This is a genomic window from Kitasatospora sp. NPDC089797 (assembly GCF_040684795.1).
GTDB lineage: Bacteria > Actinomycetota > Actinomycetes > Streptomycetales > Streptomycetaceae > Kitasatospora.
In genome coordinates, this window is the sequence record NZ_JBFBGS010000016.1 from 135,709 (window position 1) to 155,641 (window position 19,933).

The following is a 19,933-nucleotide window of genomic DNA, read 5'->3' on the forward strand; positions in this document are numbered from 1 at the left end:
GCGACGTTCACGCCGCACCTCCGATCAACGACAGGAACGCGTCCTCCAGGCGCCGCTGCGGCCCGGCGCTCTCCACCGGCACCCCGAGCCGCACCAGCTCCGCCACCAGCTCGCTCGCCGCCAGCCCGTCCAGCCGGACCAGCAGCCCGCCCTCGACGGCCTCCGCCGCGCCGACCCCGGCCAGCGCGCCGACCTTCTCGACCACCGACTCCGGCTCGAAGGGCTCCGCCACGCCGATCATCAACAGCTCGCCGGCGCCGACGATCTCCCCGACCGGCCCGGCCGTCACCAGCCGCCCGCGGTCCATCACCACGAGGTCGGTGCAGCTCTGCTCGACCTCGGCCAGCAGGTGGCTGGACACGATGACGGTCCGCCCGGCGGCCGCGTACCGGATCATCACCTCGCGCATCTCGCGGATCTGCGGCGGGTCCAGCCCGTTGGTCGGCTCGTCCAGGATCAGCAGGTCCGGCATCCCGAGCATCGCCTGCGCGATCGCCAGCCGCTGCCGCATGCCCTGCGAGTACGTCCGCACCGCCCGGTCGAGCGCCTCGCCGAGCCCGGCGATCGCGAGCGCCTCGTCGAACCGCGCGTCGGCCTCCGGCCGTCCGGTGGCCTGCCAGTACAGCCGCAGGTTGGCCCGTCCGGTGAGGTGCGGCAGGAACCCCGCGCCCTCGACGAACGCCCCGACCCGCGAGAGCACCGGCGCCCCGGGGCGGATCAGGTGCCCGAAGACCCGGATCTCCCCGGCGTCCGGCCGGATCAGACCCATCAGCATCCGCAGCGTGGTGGTCTTGCCCGCACCGTTCGGCCCGAGCAGGCCGAGCACCTGCCCCTGCTCCACCCGGAACCCCAACTCCCGCACCGCGTAACGGTCCTGGGAGCCCTTGTAGCGCTTGCTCAGCCCGCTGATCAGCAGCGGTACCCCGGCCAGCTCCGGATCGAACTCCGCGCCCGACTGCCGGCCGGCCGCCGACCGCCGCCGTCGCACCAGCGGCAGCAGCACCAGCCCGGCGGCCACCACCACCGCGACCACCGGCAGCAGCCAGGTCCGCGCGGGCAGCGGCGCCGACTCCGTGACCAGCTCGTCGACGGTCGGCACGGTGAGCGCCCCGGCCACCGCCACCCGGTAGGTGGCCGGCTCGGCTGGCGAGGCGTACGCCAGGTCGGTGGAGGCCAGCACCAGCCGCAGCCGGTGCCCGGCCGGGAAGTCGTGGTCCACGGCGGGGAGCCGGACCGTCACCGTCCGCCCGCCCGTCGCGTCCGCGCCGGTCACCCGCAGCGGGGCCGCCAACTGCTGCGGCAGCACCGCCTTGCCGTCCGGACCGACGTCGTACAGCTTCGCGAAGAGCACCGCGTCCGGCCGGTCCGCCGTCACCCGGACGGACACCGTCGGCTGCCCGGTGAGGTGCACCGACCTGTCCAGCGGCGCCGACTCGAAGGCCGCGTTCTGCCCGGGGAAGTCCAGCGACAGCCCGGCCCCCAGCGACGCGGCCTGGCTGAGCGCCCCGATCCCGGGCAGCGTCGAGATGCCCGGCGGCGCCCCGCCGGGCGGATTGGCGACGGTCCGCTCCCCGCCGGCCAGGTCGATCGAGCGCGTCCCCGTGCCCCCCAGGCCCGGGTACCGGTCGGCGTCCGCGCCGCGCAGCACGGCCTGGAACCCGGTCGAGTCGACCCCGCCGGTCCGGGTCACCCGGAACTGCGGCCCGGTGTCATTGCCGCGCCCCCGCAGGTAGTGGTCGAACCAGGCGGTCACCCGGTCGTCCACCCGGGCGCTGGTGTCCGTCCCGCCGTCGTGGCCGCCCGCGAACCAGTCCACCGCGACGGGTGCGCCGTTGGCCGCCACCGCCTTGGCGATCTGGTCCCCCTGGTCCAGCGGGAACAGCGAGTCCTGCTGCCCCTGCACCACCAGGGTGGGCACCTTCAGCTGCGCCGCGACCGAGGACGGGCTCGACCTGTCCAGCAGCGCGACGGCCTCCGGGTCGGCGTGCCCGGCGGTCGCGACCCGGTCGTACATCTGGCAGAGCGACTCCAGGAACCGCCCGCAGCCGACCGCACCGGCCGCACCGCCACCGCCACCGGCCGCACCGCCACCGGCCGCATCCGACCCGGACGAGCCCGCCCCGGCCCCACCGCGCGGCGCGCCGCCCGAAGGCCCGAGGTCCCCCGCCGAGCCGGTGGTGAAGAAGATCCCGGCCCACAGCTTCTTGAACACGCCGTCCGCCGCGCCCGACCCCTCCACCCCCTGCGGGAACAGCGCGTCGGCCAGGTTCCACCAGGTGATCTGGGTGGCCACCGCGTCGATCCGGTGGTCGTACGCCGAGGCCAGCAACGCGATCGCCCCGCCGTAGGAGGCCCCCGTGATGCCGACCCGCGGGTCTCCCGGCGCGTCGAGCTGCACCTCGGGCCGCTGGGCCAGCCAGTCCACCAGGTGCTTGACGTCCTCCACCTCGCGGTCGGGCGCGTTCAGGCCGATCTTCCCGCCGGAGTGCCCGAAGCCGCGCGCCGACCAGGTCAGCACGGCGTAGCCCTGCCGGGCCAGCTGCTCGGCGCGGTCCCGCTCGCCCTCCTTGGAGCCGCCGAAGCCGTGCGCGAGCAGGACGGCCGGCCGCGGGCTGCTGCCGGTGGTGAAGAACGAGGTGTCCAGCTGGACCTGCTGGGTGCTGCCGGGCGTCTCCGGCATGGAGAGGAAACGATCCTCTTGACGGACCGCCTGTTCACCGCCGGACGCCACCGCCGCCGTCCCGACCCCGACGACCGCCACCAGGGCCACCGCCCCGGCCACCAGCCTGCGCCGCACCGACGTACCCCGGCCGCGCCATCGGCGCCATGCCCCACCGAACTCCATGAGGGCTGATCGTATCCGCCGTCCGGGTAGGTGCCCGATAAAGCCACCAACCCTTTTCACCCGGTTCGCCCCGTTGAACGCCGGTATCGTACGGCTCATCCGCCTCCCGCTCGCCTCCCCGCCCACTCCCCACCCCCGAGAAGGTCCCCGTGCTCTGGCCGCTGATCACCCTGCTCGCCACCGTCGCCGCCACCCTGGCGGTCGGCTGGATCGTCGACCAGGTCCTCCAGCGGATCAGCGCCGACCACCCCGGGGCACCGGTCTGGGCACTGCTCCGGCGCTGCCGTATCCCGCTCCAACTCGCCCTGGTGTCAGCCCTGTTGCTCGCCGCCGACCCGCTCAGGCGGATCTTCCACCTGACCGGGGACGAAGGCGCCCACCACCTGGTCCTGCTGCTCCTGCTCGCCTCGCTCGGCTGGCTCGCCGTCCGCGTGGCGGCCGCCCTCCTGGAGGCGCTGCTCCGCCGCTACGAGACGGTCACCGACGACCCGGCCCGGGTGCAGCGGGTCCGGACCCAGTTGAGCATGCTGCGCCGGGTGGTCAGCGCGGTGATCGTCGTGGTCACCGCCGCCGTGATGCTGCTGACCTTCTCCGCCATGCGCACCGTCGGCGCCAGCCTGCTCGCCTCGGCCGGTCTGATCGGCATCGTGGCCGGCATCGCCGCCCAGAGCACCCTGGGCAACTTCTTCGCCGGCCTGCAGATCGCCTTCGGCGACACCGTCCGGATCGGCGACACGGTGGTGGTGGACGGCCAGCAGGGCACGGTCGAGGAGATCACCCTCTCCTACCTGGTGGTCCGGCTCTGGGACCAGCGCCGGCTGATCGTCCCGGTCTCCTACTTCGTCAACAAGCCCTTCGAGAACTGGACCCGCCGCGACCCCGGCCTGCTCGCCGCCGTCCTGCTCCACCTCGACCACACCACCCGGGTCGACGAGCTCCGGTCCGCCCTGCACGTCCTCCTGGCGAAGCACCCGCTCTGGGACGGCGCCGAGTGGGCCCTCAACGTCACCGACACCACCCCCAGCACCATCGTCGTGCGCGCCACCATGACCGCCCGCACCCCCGACGACGCCGCCCAACTCCGCTTCGACGTCCGCGAACAGCTCATCGCCCACCTCCGCGACGAGCACCCCCACGCCCTCCCCCGCCTCCGCACCACCGACGGCTGACCCCCGCCCCCGCCCTCCCCCGGACGACGAAGTCCCCGCGCCCGACAAGGGCACGGGGACTGCTTCGTCCAGGCCGATGGAGTCCTGGTGGAGTCCTACAGGACCCTGGTCATCGTCCGGTGCGGAATCCCGGCATCGTCGTACACCGGCCCCTCCGCCAGGTACCCCAGCCGCTCGTAGAACCCGAGCGCCTGCACCTGCGCGTGCAGCTCGACCTCGACGCCCCCGCGCGCGGCCCCCGCCGCCTCGATCGCCCGGACGAGCTCGGCCCCGAGCCCCGTCCCCCGGCTCGCCGCCAGGACGGCGAGCCGCCCGAGCAGCACCCGTCCCGCGACGCCCCCGGTCAGCTCGGCCGCCTGGTCGCCGAAGATCAGCCGCCCGGTCCCCAGCCCGGCCCCGTCCGCGCCCACGGCGAGCAGGTGCACCGAGGTCGCGTCGTACTCGTCGTACTCCAGCTCCTCCGGCACGTTCTGCTCGACGACGAACACCTCACGCCGGACCGCCCGCACCAGCTCCAGGTCCGCCTCGCCCTCGGCGACCCGGATCGCGAAACCCGTCACCTCAGCTCTCCGAGGCGATGATGTCCAGCGCCTTCTGGAGGTCCGCCGGGTACTCGCTGCTGAACTCGACCCACTGCCCGTCCGCCGGGTGCTCGAAGCCGAGCGAGACGGCGTGCAGCCACTGCCGGGTGAGCCCGAGCCGCTTGGCCAGCGTCGGGTCGGCGCCGTAGGTCAGGTCGCCCACGCAGGGGTGCCGCAGCGCGGACATGTGGACACGGATCTGGTGGGTGCGGCCGGTCTCCAGCTTGATGGCCATCAGCGAGGCCGCCCGGTACGCCTCGATCAGGTCGTAGTGGGTGACGGACGGCTTGCCGTCGCGGGTCACCGCCCACTTCCAGTCCGCGCTGGGGTGGCGCCCGATCGGCGCGTCGACCGTGCCGCTCAGCGGGTCCGGGTGCCCCTGGACCAGCGTGTGGTAGCGCTTGTCGGTGATCCGGTCGTGGAACTGCCGCTTGAGGTCGGTGTAGGCCCGCTCGGACTTGGCGACGACCATCAGTCCCGAGGTGCCGACGTCCAGCCGGTGCACGATGCCCTGGCGCTCGGCGGCGCCCGAGGTGGAGATCCGGTAGCCGGCCGCGGCGAGCCCGCCGATGACGGTGGGGCCGGTCCAGCCGGGGCTCGGGTGCGCGGCGACGCCGACCGGCTTGTCGATCAGCACGATGTCGTCGTCGTCGTGGACGATCCGCATGCCCTCGACCGCTTCGGCCACGATCTGCACCGGCGAGGCGGGAGCGGGGATCTCGACCTCCAGCCAGGAGCCGGCGGTCACCCGGTCCGACTTGCCGGCCACGGCGCCGTCGAGCGTCACCTTGCCCTCGGCGGCCAGTTCGGCGGCCTTGGTCCGGGAGAAGCCGAACATCCGGGCCAGGGCGGCGTCGAGGCGCTCGCCCTCCAGGCCGTCGGGAACGGGGAGGCTGCGGATCTGCGCTGCGGTACTCACCCGTACGAGTATGCCGGAAACGCGCCGCACCCCCTCCCCCTGCCGGTCCGGCCGGAGGACGGCCCCGTTACTTCGCGGCCTTCTCCGGCTGCTGGTGCACGGTCCCGTCCGGGTTGCTGCCCCGGAAGGAGAGCAGCACCACGAGGATCCCGCCGCAGACGATCGCCGAGTCCGCGAGGTTGAACACCGCGAAGTGCTGGACGGAGATGAAGTCCACCACGTGCCCGCGGAAGACGCCCGGCGCCCGGAACAGCCGGTCGGTGAGGTTGCCGAGCGCGCCGCCGAGCAGCAGCCCGAGCGCGATCGCCCACGGAAGGCTGTACAGCCGCCGGGCGATCCGCCAGATCACCACGATGACGGCCGAGGCGATCATCGTGAAGACCACGGTCAGCGCCTGGCCCATGCCGAAGGCCGCACCGGAGTTCCGGATCACCTGGAAGGTGACGACGTCGCCGATCACCTTGATCGCCGCGTGGTTCTCCAGCTTGGCGACGACCAGCAGCTTGCTGGCGAGGTCGATCAGGAAGGCGAGGACCGCGACGACCAGCAGCACCCCGACCCGACGCGGGCCCTTGGGCTTGTCCACCGCCGTGGCACCGCCCACCTGGGCCTCCACGTCATCGGCGGGGTTCGGGACGGCGTCGTCCCGGGTCTGGGGGGAACCTTGCGTACTGATGATCCGCTCCGCTGCCGATGTGGGCCGGTGAGGGCCTGAACGCGTCCGTGCCGACGGGTCAGGCGAGGTTACGGGGTCGAGCGTACGGCAAGCCCGACCCCCCGCGTCGCTCCGGTCACCCGACCGAGTCGCCCGACTGGGCCGCCCGTTCGGACCACCCGCCCGGCGCCCCGCTCAGCGGCGTTCCTGCTTCGCCTTGCACTGCACGCACAGGGTCGCCCGGGGGAAGGCCTGCACCCGGGCCTTGCCGATCGCCTGCCCGCAGGACTCGCAGATGCCGAAGCCGACGCCCTCCAGCCGCTCCAGCGCGCGCTCGGTCTGGGCGAGGCTGTCCCGCGCGTTGTTGGCGAGCGCCAGCTCGCTCTCCCGCGAGATGTTCTTCGTACCGGCGTCCACCTGGTCGTCGCCGGCTCCGTCGTTGGAGTCGCGCATCAGCCCGGAGATGGCCGCCTCGGCGGCCTCGATCTCGCCGCGCAGCCGCAGCAGGTCGCCCTGCAGCTCGTCGTGCAGCTCGTGGACCTCCGCCGAGGTCCAGGGGTCCTCCCCCGGTCGGACCGGCAGGGTCGCCGGGTCCACCGACTCGGCTCCGCGCGGCACGGTGACGGTGTCGGTACTGGTGTTCTGAGGTGCGGTAGTGGTCACGGTCCCCTCCCCTGGATCGGCCGCCACGGCCTTGCGTGCCCGCTTGGTGGCGGTACCCGCGCCGGTTGCCTTCTCAGCCATGGCTTCGACCCCATCTACGAACGAATCGAGCCGCCGGTTCCCGGCGGCCTCCAGTGCCGGAACGATAATCCCGATCAAAACCGGTCACAACCTGACATACCGGCGCCCCAGAGTGATCCCACCCAGGCAGCCGCCCCAGCCGCCACGCCCCGCGCACCGACAGAACTTGTGCCCACCCCGCCCCCGCCTAACCGCCCCCGCCGACCGGCCCGGACCACCGTCCCCGGCCCGCTCCCCCGAATCCCTTTGGACAAACCGTCTCGCCCGGCCGATACACTGACCCTGCAAGGCGCAGATGGGACGAGTACCGACGTACGCAGCCACCAGCGACCCGGGGACGGTGTGAGCCCGGGGGCGTGCACGACGGGAAGATCACCCCGGAGCCGCCGGAAGAACGGCCACCGCAGCGACGGCGGCCCACTAGACCCGGCAGCAAGCCCAAACAAGAGGGCCGCGACGCAGCACCGCGGCCAAGGAGGGTGGTACCGCGGGGCGGCCCGGCCGTCTCGTCCCTCCGGAGGATCCAGTCCCAGCATCCGCCGGAGGTAGACGCCCGCGATGAGCACCTACAACCCCGTTCCCGCGCAGGTGGACCTGCCTGCCCTGGAGCACCAGATCCTGTCGTTCTGGCAGGACAACAAGATCTTCCAGCGCAGCCTGGAGCAGTCCGAGGGCCGCCCCGAGTGGGTCTTCTACGAGGGCCCGCCGACCGCCAACGGCATGCCCGGCGCCCACCACATCGAGGCCCGCGTCTTCAAGGACGTCTTCCCGCGCTTCCGGACGATGAAGGGCTACCACGTCGCCCGCAAGGCCGGCTGGGACTGCCACGGCCTCCCGGTCGAGCTGGCCGTCGAGAAGGAGCTGGGCTTCTCCGGCAAGCAGGACATCGAGGCGTACGGCATCGCCGAGTTCAACGCCAAGTGCCGCGAGTCGGTGACCCGCCACACCGACGCCTTCGCCGAGCTGACCACCCGCATGGGGTACTGGGTCGACCTCGACGAGGCCTACCGGACGATGGACCCGTCGTACGTCCAGTCCGTCTGGTGGTCGCTCAAGCAGATCTTCGACAAGGGCCTGCTGGTCCAGGACCACCGGGTCGCCCCCTGGTGCCCGCGCTGCGGCACCGGCCTGTCCGACCACGAACTCGCCCAGGGCTACGAGACCGTGGTCGACCCCTCGGTGTTCGTCCGCTTCCCGCTGACCAGCGGCCCGCTGGCCGGCCGGGCCGCCCTGCTGGTCTGGACCACCACCCCGTGGACCCTGGTCTCCAACACCGCCGCCGCCGTGCACCCGGAGGTCACCTACGTGGTGGCCACCGACGGCACCGAGCAGCTGGTCGTCGCCGAGCCCCTGCTCGGCAAGGCCCTCGGCGAGGGCTGGGAGGCCACCGGCGAGTCCTTCACCGGCGCCGAGATGGAGCGCTGGGCCTACCGGCGCCCCTTCGACCTGGTCGAGATCGAGAACGCCCACTACGTCCTCAACGCCGACTACGTCACCACCGAGGACGGCACCGGCATCGTCCACCAGTCCCCGGCCTTCGGCGCGGACGACCTCGCGACCTGCCGCAGGTACGGCCTGCCGGTGGTCAACCCGGTGCTCGGCGACGGCACCTTCGCCCCCGAGGTCCCGCTGGTCGGCGGCCAGTTCTTCAAGAAGGCCGACGAGGCCCTGGTCGCGGACCTCAAGGAGCGCGGCCTGCTCTTCCGCCACCTGCCGTACGAGCACAGCTACCCGCACTGCTGGCGCTGCCACACCGCGCTGCTCTACTACGCGCAGCCGTCCTGGTACATCCGGACCACCGCCGTCAAGGACGCGATGATCCGCGAGAACGAGGCCACCAACTGGTTCCCGGAGACGGTCAAGCACGGCCGCTTCGGCGACTGGCTGAACAACAACATCGACTGGGCGCTCAGCCGCAACCGCTACTGGGGCACCCCGCTGCCGATCTGGCGCTGCGAGGAGGGCCACCTCACCTGCGTCGGCTCGCTGGCCGAGCTCAGCGAGCTCACCGGCACCGACCGGAGCGACCTCGACCCGCACCGCCCGTACATCGACGAGGTGACCTTCGCCTGCCGCGACTGCGGCGGCACCGCCACCCGCGTGCCCGAGGTCATCGACGCCTGGTACGACTCGGGCTCGATGCCCTTCGCCCAGTACGGCTACCCGTACCAGAACAAGGAGCTGTTCGAGAAGCGCTACCCGGCGCAGTTCATCTCCGAGGCGATCGACCAGACCCGCGGCTGGTTCTACACGCTGATGGCCGTCGGCACCCTGGTGTTCGACAGGAGCAGCTACGAGAACGTCGTCTGCCTGGGCCACATCCTGGCCGAGGACGGCCGCAAGATGTCCAAGCACCTGGGCAACATCCTGCAGCCGATCCCGCTGATGGACCAGCACGGCGCCGACGCCGTCCGCTGGTTCATGGCGGCCGGCGGCTCGCCCTGGTCCGCCCGCCGGGTCGGCCACGGCACCATCCAGGAGGTGGTCCGCAAGACCCTCCTCACCTACTGGAACACCGTCGCCTTCCAGGCCCTGTACGCCCGCACCTCGAACTGGGCGCCCTCCGCGAACGACCCGGCCCCGGCCGACCGTCCGCAGCTGGACCGCTGGGTGCTCTCCGAGCTGAACACCCTGGTCCGCGAGGTCGACGCGGCCTTCGAGGCGTACGACACCCAGCGCGCCGGCAAGCTGCTCTCCGGCTTCGTCGACGACCTCTCCAACTGGTACGTCCGCCGCGGCCGCCGCCGCTTCTGGCAGGGCGACGCCGCCGCGCTCGCCACCCTGCACGAGGCGCTGGAGACCGTCACCCGGCTGATGGCCCCGCTCACCCCGTTCATCACCGAGCGGGTCTGGCAGGACCTGGTCGTCCCGGTCGCCCCGGAGGCCCCGGCCTCGGTGCACCTGGCGACCTGGCCGGTGGCCGACGAGGCCCTGATCGACACCGAGCTCTCCCGGCACATGGCGCTGGTCCGCCGCCTGGTCGAGCTGGGCCGGGCCACCCGCGCCGAGTCCGGCGTGAAGACCCGCCAGCCGCTCTCCCGCGCGCTGGTCGCCGCCCAGGGCTGGGCGGAGCTGCCGGCCGACCTGCGCGCGCAGATCGCCGAGGAGCTCAACGTCTCCACCCTGGAGTCCCTGGCGGAGGTCGGGGGTTCGCTCGTCGACACCAGCGCCAAGGCCAACTTCCGCGCCCTCGGCAAGCGTTTCGGCAAGGGCGTGCAGGACGTCGCCAAGGCGGTCGCCGCCACCGACGCCGCCCGCCTGGCCGCCGAACTGCGGGCGAACGGCGAGACCTCGGTCGAGCTGAACGGCGAGACGGTCACCCTCTCCCCCGACGAGGTCATCATCACCGAGACCCCGCGCGAGGGCTGGGCGGTCGCCAACGAGTCCGGCGCCACCGTCGCCCTCGACCTGGCCATCACCCCGGAGCTGAAGCGCCTCGGTGTCGCCCGCGACGCCATCCGCCAGATCCAGGAGGCCCGCAAGAACTCCGGCCTGGACGTCGCCGACCGGATCGTCCTGCGCTGGCGCGCCACCTCGGAGGAGACCGCCGAGGCCATCGCCGAACACGGTCCGCTGGTCGCCGAGGAGGTCCTCGCCACCGACTTCGCCGCCGGCGCGGCCGACTGGAACTCCGAGACCTTCACCGACGAGTCCCTCGGCCTGGCCTTCCAGCTCCGCAAGGCCTGACCCGCCCCGAAGCCGCCGTCACCCCCACCGGGGCGACGGCGGCTTCGCCGTACCCCCGGCACTCCGTCCGCCCCCGCTGCACCCCCGCGCGCCGGAGCCCGCACGCCCGCACCCGCACGAAAAGGCGCCCCCTGCCCGACCCGGAGGTCAGGAAGGGGGCGCCCTCGAAGAGCAGTGCTACAACCTCAGTTGTCGCCGTCCTCGTCGATCAGGAAGCCCCGCATCGGCGCCGGAGCCTGCTGCATCGGCTGCGGCGGCTGCGGACGGACGGCCGCCATCGGCTGGGTCATCCCGGCCGGCTGCATCTGCGGAGCCCCGGTGTTGCCACCGGCACCCTGCCCGCCGAAGCTCGGCGCCGGCACGTTCCCACCGAAGGAGCTCTGCCCGCCGAAGGACGGCGCGTTGCCGCCGAAGGACGGCTGGTTGCCACCGAAGGACGGCGCACCGGAGCCCATCGCACCGGCACCGGCCGGCGCCATCGACGAGGCCGCCGGCGGCAGCGACGCGGTGGCGGGGATCCGCGGCGGGGCGAGCGAGTCGTCCGCCTGCGACTCCAGCTGGCGCAGCTGGGTCTCCAGGTACGACTTCAGACGCGTGCGGTACTCACGCTCGAACGCCCGCAGGTCCTCGACCTTGCGCTCCAGCGTGGCCCGCGCCGACTCCAGCGACCCCATCGCGACGCGGTGCTTCTCCTGCGCGTCCCGCTCCAGGGCGTCGGCCTTGGCCCGGGCGTCGCGCTCCAGACCCTCGGCCCGGCTGCGCGCCTCGCCGACGATCTTGTTGGCCTCGGAACGGGCCTCGGAGATCGCCTGGTCGGCGGTCTGCTGAGCGAGCGCCAGCACGCGGGCGGCACTGTCGCCACCGGGGCCCTGCTGCTGCTGCATCGGGCCGCCGAGCGGGCCGCCCATCTGCTGCGGGCCGCCCATCGGGCCGCCCATCGGCTGCATCTGCTGCTGCTGGCCCATGCCCTGGCCCATCGGGTTGCCCATCTGCTGCGGCCCACCGGGACCGCCCATGGGCTGGAGCATCTGACCGCCCATCGGCTGGACCAGCTGCTGCTGGCCGCCCATGGTCTGGCCCATCTGCTGCTGGCCCATCTGCTGCGGACCGCCGGGGCCCATCGGGCCGCCCTGGCCGGCCGGGAGCTGCGGCGCGCCGGACGGCAGGCCGAGGGGCTGGTTGCCCATCTGCTGCTGCGGACCGCCCGGGCCCATCTGCTGCGGACCGCCGGGACCCATCTGCTGCGGGCCACCCGGGCCCATCTGCTGCGGGCCGCCCGGGCCCTGCTGGCCGGGGACCGGCGGGCCGGATATGGCAGCCGGAACGGGAGCGGCCGGACGCTGGGCGTCCTGCGGCGGTTCCTTCCGCATGTTGGCCTGGTTCTGCGCGGCGGCGCGAGTCGCGGCGGCCAGCTTGGCCCGCAGGTCCTCGTTCTCCCGGAGGAGGCGGGTCAGCTCCGCCTCGACCTCGTCGAGGAAGGCATCGACCTCGTCCTCGTCATAGCCTTCACGCAGGCGGACGGTCGTGAACTGCTTGTTCCGAACGTCCTCGGGGGTCAATGGCATCTCTTCACCTCAACGTGATCGTCGGCACACCGGCATCCTGTCGCATCGCTCACCTACGACTAGGGGTGCACAAGCGAGATCAGGACATACACAATGATCATCAGTACGAAGAAGGACAGGTCGAGCGCCACGCCCCCGAAACGCAACGGCGGGATGAACCGCCGAAGAAGCTTGAGCGGCGGATCCGTGACAGTGTACGTGGCCTCCAGGACCAGGACCATGGCCTTGCCCGGCCGCCACGAACGCGCGAACTGGAAGACCCAGTCCATGACCAGTCGTACGAGCAGGAACACCAGGAAGACGGTCAGGGCGTAGTAGAGCACCGCCCACACGATGTCCATCGCGTTTTCCCTCTCCCCGGTCCTGGCCCTGAGGGCCTACCGCTCGTCACCTGTCGCCAACCACTGTCGATCAGATCCACACGAAAAGTCGTGGCCGGGTCAGCTCTGGTTGAAGAACCCACCCTCGGCGATCCGAGCCTTGTCCTCCGCCGTGACATCGACGTTAGCAGGCGACAGCAGGAACACCTTCTGTGTCACGCGCTCGATACTGCCGTGCAGACCGAAGACGAGTCCAGCGGCGAAGTCTACGAGCCGCTTCGCGTCCGTGTCGTCCATCTCGGTCAGATTCATGATCACGGGAGTCCCGCCACGGAACTGTTCCCCGATGGTACGGGCCTCGTTGTAGGTCCGGGGGTGCAGCGTGGTGATGCGGTAGGGCTCTCGTTCGTTCACTACCTTGGGCATGATCACCGGGGCGCTCTTCTCCAGGTTGTGGCGGCGTTCGGGTGTGATGGACGACACGGGGGCCATCCTCGGCGTCTCCTGCCGGATCGGCACCGCCGCCGGGACCGGCTGCGGGGTGATCGAGGAGACCGGTGCGGGCGCGGGGGCGGCTGCCGGCCGGGGGATGTCCTCGGTCCGCTGCCCGGTACGGATCGGCTCGGGGTCCGCGTCGTAGTCGTCGTCGGGGTCGTACCCCTGGCCGTCGTACGTCTCGTCCTCCACGAGGCCGAGGTAGACCGCCATCTTGCGCATTGCGCCGGCCATGCTCCTGTCTCCTCCGCTTGTGGTGGACCGGCTCCGCCCCGGCGGCCAGGCCGTACGGCCCTGCGCGCGGATTCCGCGGTCCGCCCACGACGACCCGTCAAGGCGACGCGCCGTCAGAGTTCGTGGGGTTGGGGCCGCGGAGCTGCGATCCACGGTTGGCTAGCACTCCGGAAAGCTGCTAGCTTCTGTCCTATTTTGTCCTGCAGTGTGATCTAACTACCCGGTGACGTTACCTGAGGGGTGACCTCACTCCGAGTACCGCCGTTCCGACGCGCACATGTGTCGCTCCGGCAGCAATCGCCTGCTCAAGGTCACCGCTCATACCTGCGGAGACCATGGTGGCAGCCGGATGGGCCGCCCGTACGGCGGTTGCGATTTCCGTCAGCCGCTCGAAGGCCCGGGCCGGGTCCCCGGCCAGCGGGCCGGCCAGCGGAGCGACGGTCATCACACCGTCCAGCCGGAGGCCGGGCGTGTCGGCGATCGCGTCGGTGAGTTCCGCCACGTCCTCCGGGGCGACCCCGGCCCGGTGCGCGCCCTCGCCGTGCTCCTTGTCGAGCGCCACCTGCACCAGGCAACCCAGTTCGGGCCGCTCGGACTTGAGCACGGCCGCGGAGAGCGACTCGACCAGCCGCAGCCGGTCCACCGAGTGCACGTGGTTCGCGTACCGGACGACCGAGCGGACCTTGTTGGTCTGCAGCTGTCCGACGAAGTGCCAGTCAAGAGGAAGGTTTCTGCACTGTTCCGCCTTGGGCGCGGCGTCCTGGTCGCGGTTCTCCGCGACATCCGTCACACCCAGTCCGGCCAACAGCGCGGTGTCCTCGGCCGGGTAGGTCTTGGTGACGACGATCAGGGCGACGGACTCGCGCGGGCGCCCGGCGGCCGCACAGGCGTCCACGATCCGGCGCTCCACCACGTCCAGGTTGGCGCCGAGCTCCTCGTACCGGGCCCGCTGGCCCTCCGTCAGCGCCTGGAGGAACTCCGGGGCACCCGGGAACGGTCCGTAGATGTCGTTCGTCATCAGTGATCAGAGCCCAACCAGACGTAGCTCGCGAGCCGGCCCGTGCGCTGCTCGCGGCGATAGGAGAAGTGATCGGCGGACTCGAGGGTGCAGACCGGTGAGCGCACCAGCTCGGTGACCCCGACGGCGGCCAGTTGGGCCGCGACTCCCGCCGGAAGGTCCAGTGCCGGGGTGCCCCAGGAGGTCTCGGCGTGGGCCGCCGGGACGAGCCCGGCGACCTCGGCCCGCAGCGCGGACGGCACCTCGTAGCAACGGCCGCAGACCGCGGGGCCGGTGGCGGCGGTGATCCGCGCCGGCTCGGCCCCCAGTTCGACCATCGCCGCGACGGCGGCGGGCACCACTCCGGCCGCCAGCCCGGGCCGGCCCGCGTGGGCCGCGCCCACCACACCCGCCACCGGGTCGGCCAGCAGCACCGGGGTGCAGTCCGCGGTCAGCACCGCGAGCGCGAGCGGCCGGTCGGTGACCACCGCGTCCACCGTCGGGGCCTCGCCCGGCGACTGCCGCTCCGTCACCACGGCCACCGCGGCGCCGTGCACCTGGTTCATCCAGACCACGTCGGCCGGGTCCAATCCGAGCTCCCGGGCCGCGCGGGCCCGGTTCTCCCGGACGGCCCCCGGGTCGTCGCCCACCGCGCCACCGAGGTTGAGCTCCCCGTACGGCGAAGTGCTCACCCCGCCCCACCGATCGGTGAAGGCGAAGTGAGCACCCGCGCGGACCGCGTGATCGATCACTTAAGGAAGTCCGGCACGTCGAGTTCCTCGGCCGGGCTCTCCACGTACGGCTGCCGGACCGGCTGCACCTGCGGCGGCACCGGGGCGGCGGTCGTGGCGACCGGGGTCTCGGCCGAACGCGACGGGGAGGAGGCGGCCTCCTCCGAACGGGACGTCACCGAGCCGATGCCGCCGTACGACGGACGGCCGGCCGGGCGCTCCGGGGCGGCCGGCGGGGTGGCCGGGGCGGCGGGGGTGGTGGACTTCACCACCGGGTCGCGGACGATCGCCGGCGGCTGGCCGCCGTCGAAGCCGGCCGCGATGACGGTGACCCGCACCTCGTCGCCGAGCGCGTCGTCGATGACCGCACCGAAGATGATGTTCGCCTCGGGGTGGGCGGCCTCGCTGACCAGCTGGGCCGACTCGTTGATCTCGAACAGGCCGAGGTCGGAACCGCCCGAGATGGACAGCAGCACGCCGCGGGCGCCGTCGATCGAGGCCTCCAGCAGCGGCGAGGAGATCGCCATCACGGCGGCCGCCTTGGCACGGTCCTCACCACGGGCCGAACCGATCCCCATGAGGGCCGAACCGGCCTCCGACATGACGGACTTGACGTCGGCGAAGTCGAGGTTGATCAGACCCGGGGTGGTGATCAGGTCGGTGATGCCCTGGACACCGGAGAGCAGGACCTGGTCCGCCGAGCGGAACGCGTCCAGCACGCTGACCTGGCGGTCCGAGATGGACAGCAGCCGGTCGTTGGGGATCACGATGAGGGTGTCGACCTCTTCGCGCAGGGCGGCGATGCCGTCCTCGGCCTGGTTGGCCCGGCGGCGGCCCTCGAAGGTGAACGGACGGGTGACCACGCCGATGGTCAGGGCGCCCAGCGAGCGGGCGATGTTGGCGACGACGGGCGCGCCGCCCGTGCCCGTCCCGCCGCCCTCACCGGCGGTCACGAAGACCATGTCGGCCCCCTTGAGGACCTCCTCGATCTCCTCGCGGTGGTCCTCGGCGGCCTTGCGGCCGACCTCGGGGTTGGCGCCGGCGCCGAGGCCCCGGGTGAGTTCACGGCCCACATCGAGCTTGACGTCGGCGTCGCTCATGAGGAGGGCCTGCGCATCGGTGTTGATCGCGATGAACTCGACGCCCTTGAGACCGACCTCGATCATCCGGTTGATGGCGTTGACACCACCGCCGCCGATTCCGACGACCTTGATGACTGCGAGGTAGTTCTGCGGTGCTGCCACGTCGAAGGCCTCTCGCCTCGAATTTCCGGGTCGGCCCGGCCCGACGGGGCCGACCGACGGATGTCGATGGGTAGGGAGCCTGGTTTCTGACTGAATGTCCGAAATGCCGACCACCGACCCCAACCCTAAACTTGACGTTTAGGGTTAGTCCTGTGTCTCCGTCACATCACCAATGGACACAGTCTGGTGACACAGGACACTAGGTGGCTCCAGGCACGCGTTTCAACGAACACGCCGAGCTTCCCTTTTTCTTTTGAGCCTATGTGATCATCGGCCGGCAATGGAAACCGGGGGTGACCACCAAGGGTCAGGCCGACACTCCGAGGCGTCAACCCCTCCCCCCGGCAATGAATCTAGCGGATCAACCGGACACCGCCGGCGCCTCCGGCGCCGTCACGTCGAAGGTGGTGCCCTTCTGCTTCATCAGCGCGAGCAGTACCCGGGCCTTCCGGTCGGTCTCCTCCGGGCTCCCCCACCGCACCGTCGCACCCCCGCTGAGCTGCAGTTCGATGTCGTCGTACGAGTGCACCAGAACGGATCCGGCCCGCTTGGTGATCTCCGGCGGCAGCCCGGCGGCCACCGTCACCGCACCCTGCACCAACTGGGCCCGGGAGATCACCCCGTCCACGTCCTTCGCAGGCTGACCGAGCCGCAGTTCCACCACCGGCACGCCCTGCGGCGGGGCCGCCTCGGTGGCGAAGCTCACGCCGGCGGCATCCACCTGGGTGAACTGACCGTCATCCCCCTTGACGGCGGCCACCGCGGTCCGCTGCACCACCTTCACCTGCAGGGTGTGCGGCCAGCCCCGCCAGACCTCGGCCTTCGCCACCCGGGGGATCGCCTCCACCCGGTGCCGGACGCCGTCCAGGTCGACCCGGGCCAGCGGGCCGTCGGCCAGCCGGCCGACGGCCTCGCGGACCTGGTCGGACGTCAGCTTGTCGTCCGTCGGCCCCTGGACGGCGACGTCGCGCACGTCCAGCAGGGAGGAGAAGAACACCACCCAGGCCAGCCCGCCCAGCACCGCGGCGCCGAGCACGCTCAGCACCGCGATGCCCCGCCGGGAGAGCCGGAGGCGGGGAGCGGACCCCTCCTCCAGCTCCTCGTCCAGAGGGTCGGCGAGCCGGCCGTCAGCCACGTCGGCGACCACCCCGGTGCGCCTGGATCGCCTCGTACACCATGCCCACCAGCAGGTCGTCCGCGTCCCGGCGGCCGAACTCGGCGGCGGCCCGGCTCATGTCCCACAGCCGCTGGGGGTCGGTGAGCACCGGCAGCACGTTCTGGAGCACCCAGTCCGAGGTCAGCTCGGCGTCGTCGACCAGCAGGCCGCCGCCGGCCTTGACCATCGGCTGGGCGTTCAGCCGCTGCTCGCCGTTGCCGATCGGCAGCGGCACGAACGCGGCGGGCAGGCCGACCGCGGCCAGCTCGGCCACCGTCATGGCACCGGCCCGGCAGAGCATCAGGTCGGCGGCGGCGTAGGCGAGGTCCATCCGGTCGATGTACGGCACCGGGCGGTACGGCGGCATCCCCGGGACGTCGGCGACCTGCGGCAGCTCGTTCTTCGGGCCGACCGCGTGCAGGATCTGCACGCCGTACTGCTGGAGCCGCGGGGCGATCGCGGTGATCGTCTCGTTGAGCCGGCGCGCGCCCTGGGAGCCGCCGGAGACCAGCAGGGTGGGCAGCCGCTGGTCGAGGCCGAAGTGGTGGCGGGCCTCCGGCCGGGTGGCGTTCCGGTCCAGGGTGGCGATGGTCCGGCGCAGCGGGATGCCGATGTACCGGGAGTCGCGCAGCTTGCTGTCGGGGGTGGAGACCGCGACGAAGTCGGTGTAGCGGGCACCGATCTTGTTGGCCAGGCCCGGGCGGGCGTTGGCCTCGTGCACCACGATCGGCACCCCGGCCCGCTTGGCGGCCAGGTAGGCGGGCATCGCGACGTAGCCGCCGAAGCCGACCACGGCATCGGCGTTGACCCGCTCGATGATCTCCTGGGCGGCCCGCACGGTGCCGCGCAGCCGGCCGGGGACGGTGATCAGCTCGGGGGTGGGCTTGCGGGGCAGCGGGACGGCCGGGATGAGCTCCAGCTGGTAGCCGCGCTCGGGTACCAGCCGGGTCTCCAGCCCCTTCTCGGTGCCCAGCGCGGTGATCCCGACGGACGGGTCGTGCCTGCGGAGTGCGTCCGCGAGGGCCATGGCCGGCTCGATGTGACCGGCGGTCCCCCCGCCGGCGAGTACGACATGCACCGAAATTCACCGCTCCCTGCGTGCCGGTCCGGGGACCGGGCGCGCTGTGGTTCGTCGTCGTGGCAGCACCCGGGCCAGTCGCTTCCTGACCCGGGAGTTCTTGCTCCGGGCGGCCAGGGCCGCCTTCGCACCCGAGGAACTGCGTGCCAGGCACAGCAGCACCCCGATCGCGGACATGGCCGACAGCATGGCGGAACCGCCGTAGGAGAACAGCGGGAGCGGGACGCCCGCAATGGGCAGCAGTCCCAGCGCCGACCCCAGGTTGATCATGGCCTGCGCCATGATCCAGGTGGTGGCGGCTCCCGCGGCGTACCTGACGAAGGGGTCCTTCGTACCGATGGCCACACGGATACCCGCGTAGCCTAGTGCCGCGAAGAGACCGATCACCGACAGCGTCCCCACCAGACCCAGTTCCTCGCCGGTCGCGGCGAAGATGAAGTCGGTGTGCGCCTCGGGCAGCTGGCCCCACTTCTCCACGCCGGCGCCGAGGCCGGTGCCGAAGCCGCCGCCGAGCGCGAACGAGTACACGCCGTGCAGGGCCTGGAAGCAGGCGCCGTCCGGGTCGAGCTTGGTGACGCCGATGCAGCCCAGCCGCTCGGCGCGGTGCGGGACGGTGATCACCAGGGCGGTGCAGACCACCACCGCCACCCCGAGGGTGGCGACGAACAGCCGCAGCGGTGCGCCGACCATCCAGAGCAGCGCGAACACCATGGCCACCAGGATCATCGAGGTGCCCATGTCACCGCCGATCATGATCAGCGCGAGCAGCAGCAAGGCGCCCGGCACCAGCGGCACCAGCAGGTGCTTCCAGGTCGTCAGGGTGCCGGCCTTCTGCTTGCGGGCGAGCAGGTCGGCGGCCCACAGCACCAGCGCGAGCTTGGCGAACTCGGAGGGCTGGAACTGGAAGAACCCGAAGTCCAGCCAGTTCTGGTTGCCGTTGATCCGCACCCCGATGCCGGGCACGGCGACCAGCGCGAGCGCGCCGATCACCCCGAACATCACCGGGTAGACGATCACCCGCAGCACCGCCACCGGGACGGAGGCGAAGCCGACCAGCAGGATCAGGCCGAGGATGGCCGCGATCAACTGCTTGAGGAAGTAGTACTGCGCGGTGTGGTGCTGGTTCAGCGCCAGGATCTGCGAGGCCGAGAAGACCATCATCAGACCGAGCACGACCAGCAGCAGGGTCGTGCCGACGATCAGCAGGTACGGCGTGAGCGGGCGGTCCAGCCAGTACCGGATACGGGCCCGGAAGGCCTGCAACCGTCCCAGCGGGCCGGCCGACTTGTACTTGGTCGTGGTGGCGGAGATCACTCGCCACGGCTCGGCGGCGTCCTGCTTGGTCGCACCGGAATCCGCCCTGCCCTGCCCCGCCACCGCTCCCCGCTCTCCCTCTTCTGCGGCCCGTTCGCCTCCGGGCCGCTCCGGACTCGACGCCGACGATCCTCGCTCCGGGGCCCCTCGTTCCCCGGGGCCTCCTCGCTCCTCGCTTTCGGCGTCGGCGCGGCCCTTC

16 protein-coding genes are annotated in these 19,933 nt (G+C 72.1%); 2 read left to right on the forward strand and 14 right to left on the reverse strand.

Features of this window, described 5'->3' with window-relative positions; genetic code table 11:
- Positions 1–7: 7 nt before the first annotated feature.
- Complete coding sequence (locus AB0O91_RS15275; protein WP_363432325.1) at positions 8–2,845, reverse strand: alpha/beta fold hydrolase; 2,838 nt, start codon at positions 2,843–2,845, stop codon at positions 8–10.
- A gap of 149 nt (positions 2,846–2,994) precedes the next feature.
- On the opposite strand from AB0O91_RS15275, the gene AB0O91_RS15280 reads away from it, so the two are divergent.
- Positions 2,995–4,014: a mechanosensitive ion channel domain-containing protein gene (locus AB0O91_RS15280; protein WP_363432329.1), complete on the forward strand. Its 1,020-nt coding sequence runs from the start codon at positions 2,995–2,997 to the stop codon at positions 4,012–4,014.
- Positions 4,015–4,109: 95 nt separating this feature from the next.
- Here AB0O91_RS15280 and AB0O91_RS15285 read toward each other — a convergent pair whose 3' ends face one another.
- From AB0O91_RS15285 to AB0O91_RS15300, 4 genes are all read right to left on the reverse strand, one after another.
- Complete coding sequence (locus tag AB0O91_RS15285; protein WP_363432331.1) at positions 4,110–4,574, reverse strand: GNAT family N-acetyltransferase; 465 nt, start codon at positions 4,572–4,574, stop codon at positions 4,110–4,112.
- Position 4,575: 1 nt separating this feature from the next.
- Complete coding sequence (locus AB0O91_RS15290; protein ID WP_363432333.1) at positions 4,576–5,514, reverse strand: RluA family pseudouridine synthase; 939 nt, start codon at positions 5,512–5,514, stop codon at positions 4,576–4,578.
- A 67-nt stretch (positions 5,515–5,581) separates the two neighbouring features.
- Positions 5,582–6,130, reverse strand: coding sequence for a signal peptidase II (gene lspA, locus AB0O91_RS15295; protein WP_363432336.1), 549 nt, complete (start codon positions 6,128–6,130; stop codon positions 5,582–5,584).
- A 234-nt stretch (positions 6,131–6,364) separates the two neighbouring features.
- Positions 6,365–6,832: a TraR/DksA family transcriptional regulator gene (locus AB0O91_RS15300; protein WP_363432339.1), complete on the reverse strand. Its 468-nt coding sequence runs from the start codon at positions 6,830–6,832 to the stop codon at positions 6,365–6,367.
- Positions 6,833–7,471: 639 nt separating this feature from the next.
- Here AB0O91_RS15300 and ileS point away from each other — a divergent pair.
- Positions 7,472–10,600: an isoleucine--tRNA ligase gene (gene ileS / locus AB0O91_RS15305; RefSeq protein ID WP_363432342.1), complete on the forward strand. Its 3,129-nt coding sequence runs from the start codon at positions 7,472–7,474 to the stop codon at positions 10,598–10,600.
- A 185-nt stretch (positions 10,601–10,785) separates the two neighbouring features.
- On the opposite strand, the gene AB0O91_RS15310 is transcribed toward ileS, so the two are convergent.
- The 9 genes from AB0O91_RS15310 to ftsW form a co-directional block, all read right to left on the reverse strand.
- The gene (locus AB0O91_RS15310; protein WP_363432344.1) at positions 10,786–12,165 is read right to left on the reverse strand and encodes a DivIVA domain-containing protein; all 1,380 of its coding nucleotides are present in this window, start codon (positions 12,163–12,165) and stop codon (positions 10,786–10,788) included.
- Between the two features lie 59 nt (positions 12,166–12,224).
- Complete coding sequence (locus AB0O91_RS15315) at positions 12,225–12,506, reverse strand: YggT family protein (RefSeq protein ID WP_030282903.1); 282 nt, start codon at positions 12,504–12,506, stop codon at positions 12,225–12,227.
- 99 nt (positions 12,507–12,605) lie between these two features.
- A complete protein-coding gene (gene sepF / locus AB0O91_RS15320; protein ID WP_030282899.1) occupies positions 12,606–13,214 on the reverse strand; it encodes a cell division protein SepF in 609 nt (202 codons plus the stop codon).
- 229 nt (positions 13,215–13,443) lie between these two features.
- Entirely contained in the window at positions 13,444–14,232 is a 789-nt protein-coding gene (locus AB0O91_RS15325) for a YggS family pyridoxal phosphate-dependent enzyme (RefSeq protein ID WP_363432347.1), read from the reverse strand.
- Positions 14,232–14,963: a peptidoglycan editing factor PgeF gene (gene pgeF, locus AB0O91_RS15330; protein WP_363432350.1), complete on the reverse strand. Its 732-nt coding sequence runs from the start codon at positions 14,961–14,963 to the stop codon at positions 14,232–14,234. The genes AB0O91_RS15325 and pgeF overlap by 1 nt, the downstream gene beginning before the upstream one ends.
- Positions 14,960–16,186 carry a cell division protein FtsZ gene (ftsZ, locus tag AB0O91_RS15335; RefSeq protein WP_363432353.1) on the reverse strand — a complete coding sequence of 409 codons (1,227 nt, stop codon included), beginning with the start codon at positions 16,184–16,186 and terminating at the stop codon, positions 14,960–14,962. The genes pgeF and ftsZ overlap by 4 nt, the downstream gene beginning before the upstream one ends.
- Positions 16,187–16,547: 361 nt before the next feature.
- Positions 16,548–17,321 (reverse strand): FtsQ-type POTRA domain-containing protein, encoded by a 774-nt coding sequence (locus AB0O91_RS15340; protein ID WP_363432355.1) that lies wholly within the window; start codon positions 17,319–17,321, stop codon positions 16,548–16,550.
- Positions 17,314–18,420: an undecaprenyldiphospho-muramoylpentapeptide beta-N-acetylglucosaminyltransferase gene (gene murG / locus AB0O91_RS15345; protein ID WP_363432357.1), complete on the reverse strand. Its 1,107-nt coding sequence runs from the start codon at positions 18,418–18,420 to the stop codon at positions 17,314–17,316. The genes AB0O91_RS15340 and murG overlap by 8 nt, the downstream gene beginning before the upstream one ends.
- A 6-nt stretch (positions 18,421–18,426) precedes the next feature.
- Positions 18,427–19,692, reverse strand: coding sequence for a putative lipid II flippase FtsW (ftsW, locus tag AB0O91_RS15350; protein WP_363432404.1), 1,266 nt, complete (start codon positions 19,690–19,692; stop codon positions 18,427–18,429).
- Positions 19,693–19,933 lie beyond the last annotated feature (241 nt).

Coding starts and splice junctions, on each gene's coding strand:
- AB0O91_RS15310 (WP_363432344.1), bottom strand. CDS start 12,165: ATGCCATTGACCCCCGAGGACGTTCGGAACAAGCAGTTCACGACCGTC.
- AB0O91_RS15315 (WP_030282903.1), bottom strand. CDS start 12,506: ATGGACATCGTGTGGGCGGTGCTCTACTACGCCCTGACCGTCTTCCTG.
- sepF (WP_030282899.1), bottom strand. CDS start 13,214: ATGGCCGGCGCAATGCGCAAGATGGCGGTCTACCTCGGCCTCGTGGAG.
- AB0O91_RS15275 (WP_363432325.1), bottom strand. CDS start 2,845: ATGGAGTTCGGTGGGGCATGGCGCCGATGGCGCGGCCGGGGTACGTCG.
- ileS (WP_363432342.1), top strand. CDS start 7,472: ATGAGCACCTACAACCCCGTTCCCGCGCAGGTGGACCTGCCTGCCCTG.
- AB0O91_RS15325 (WP_363432347.1), bottom strand. CDS start 14,232: ATGACGAACGACATCTACGGACCGTTCCCGGGTGCCCCGGAGTTCCTC.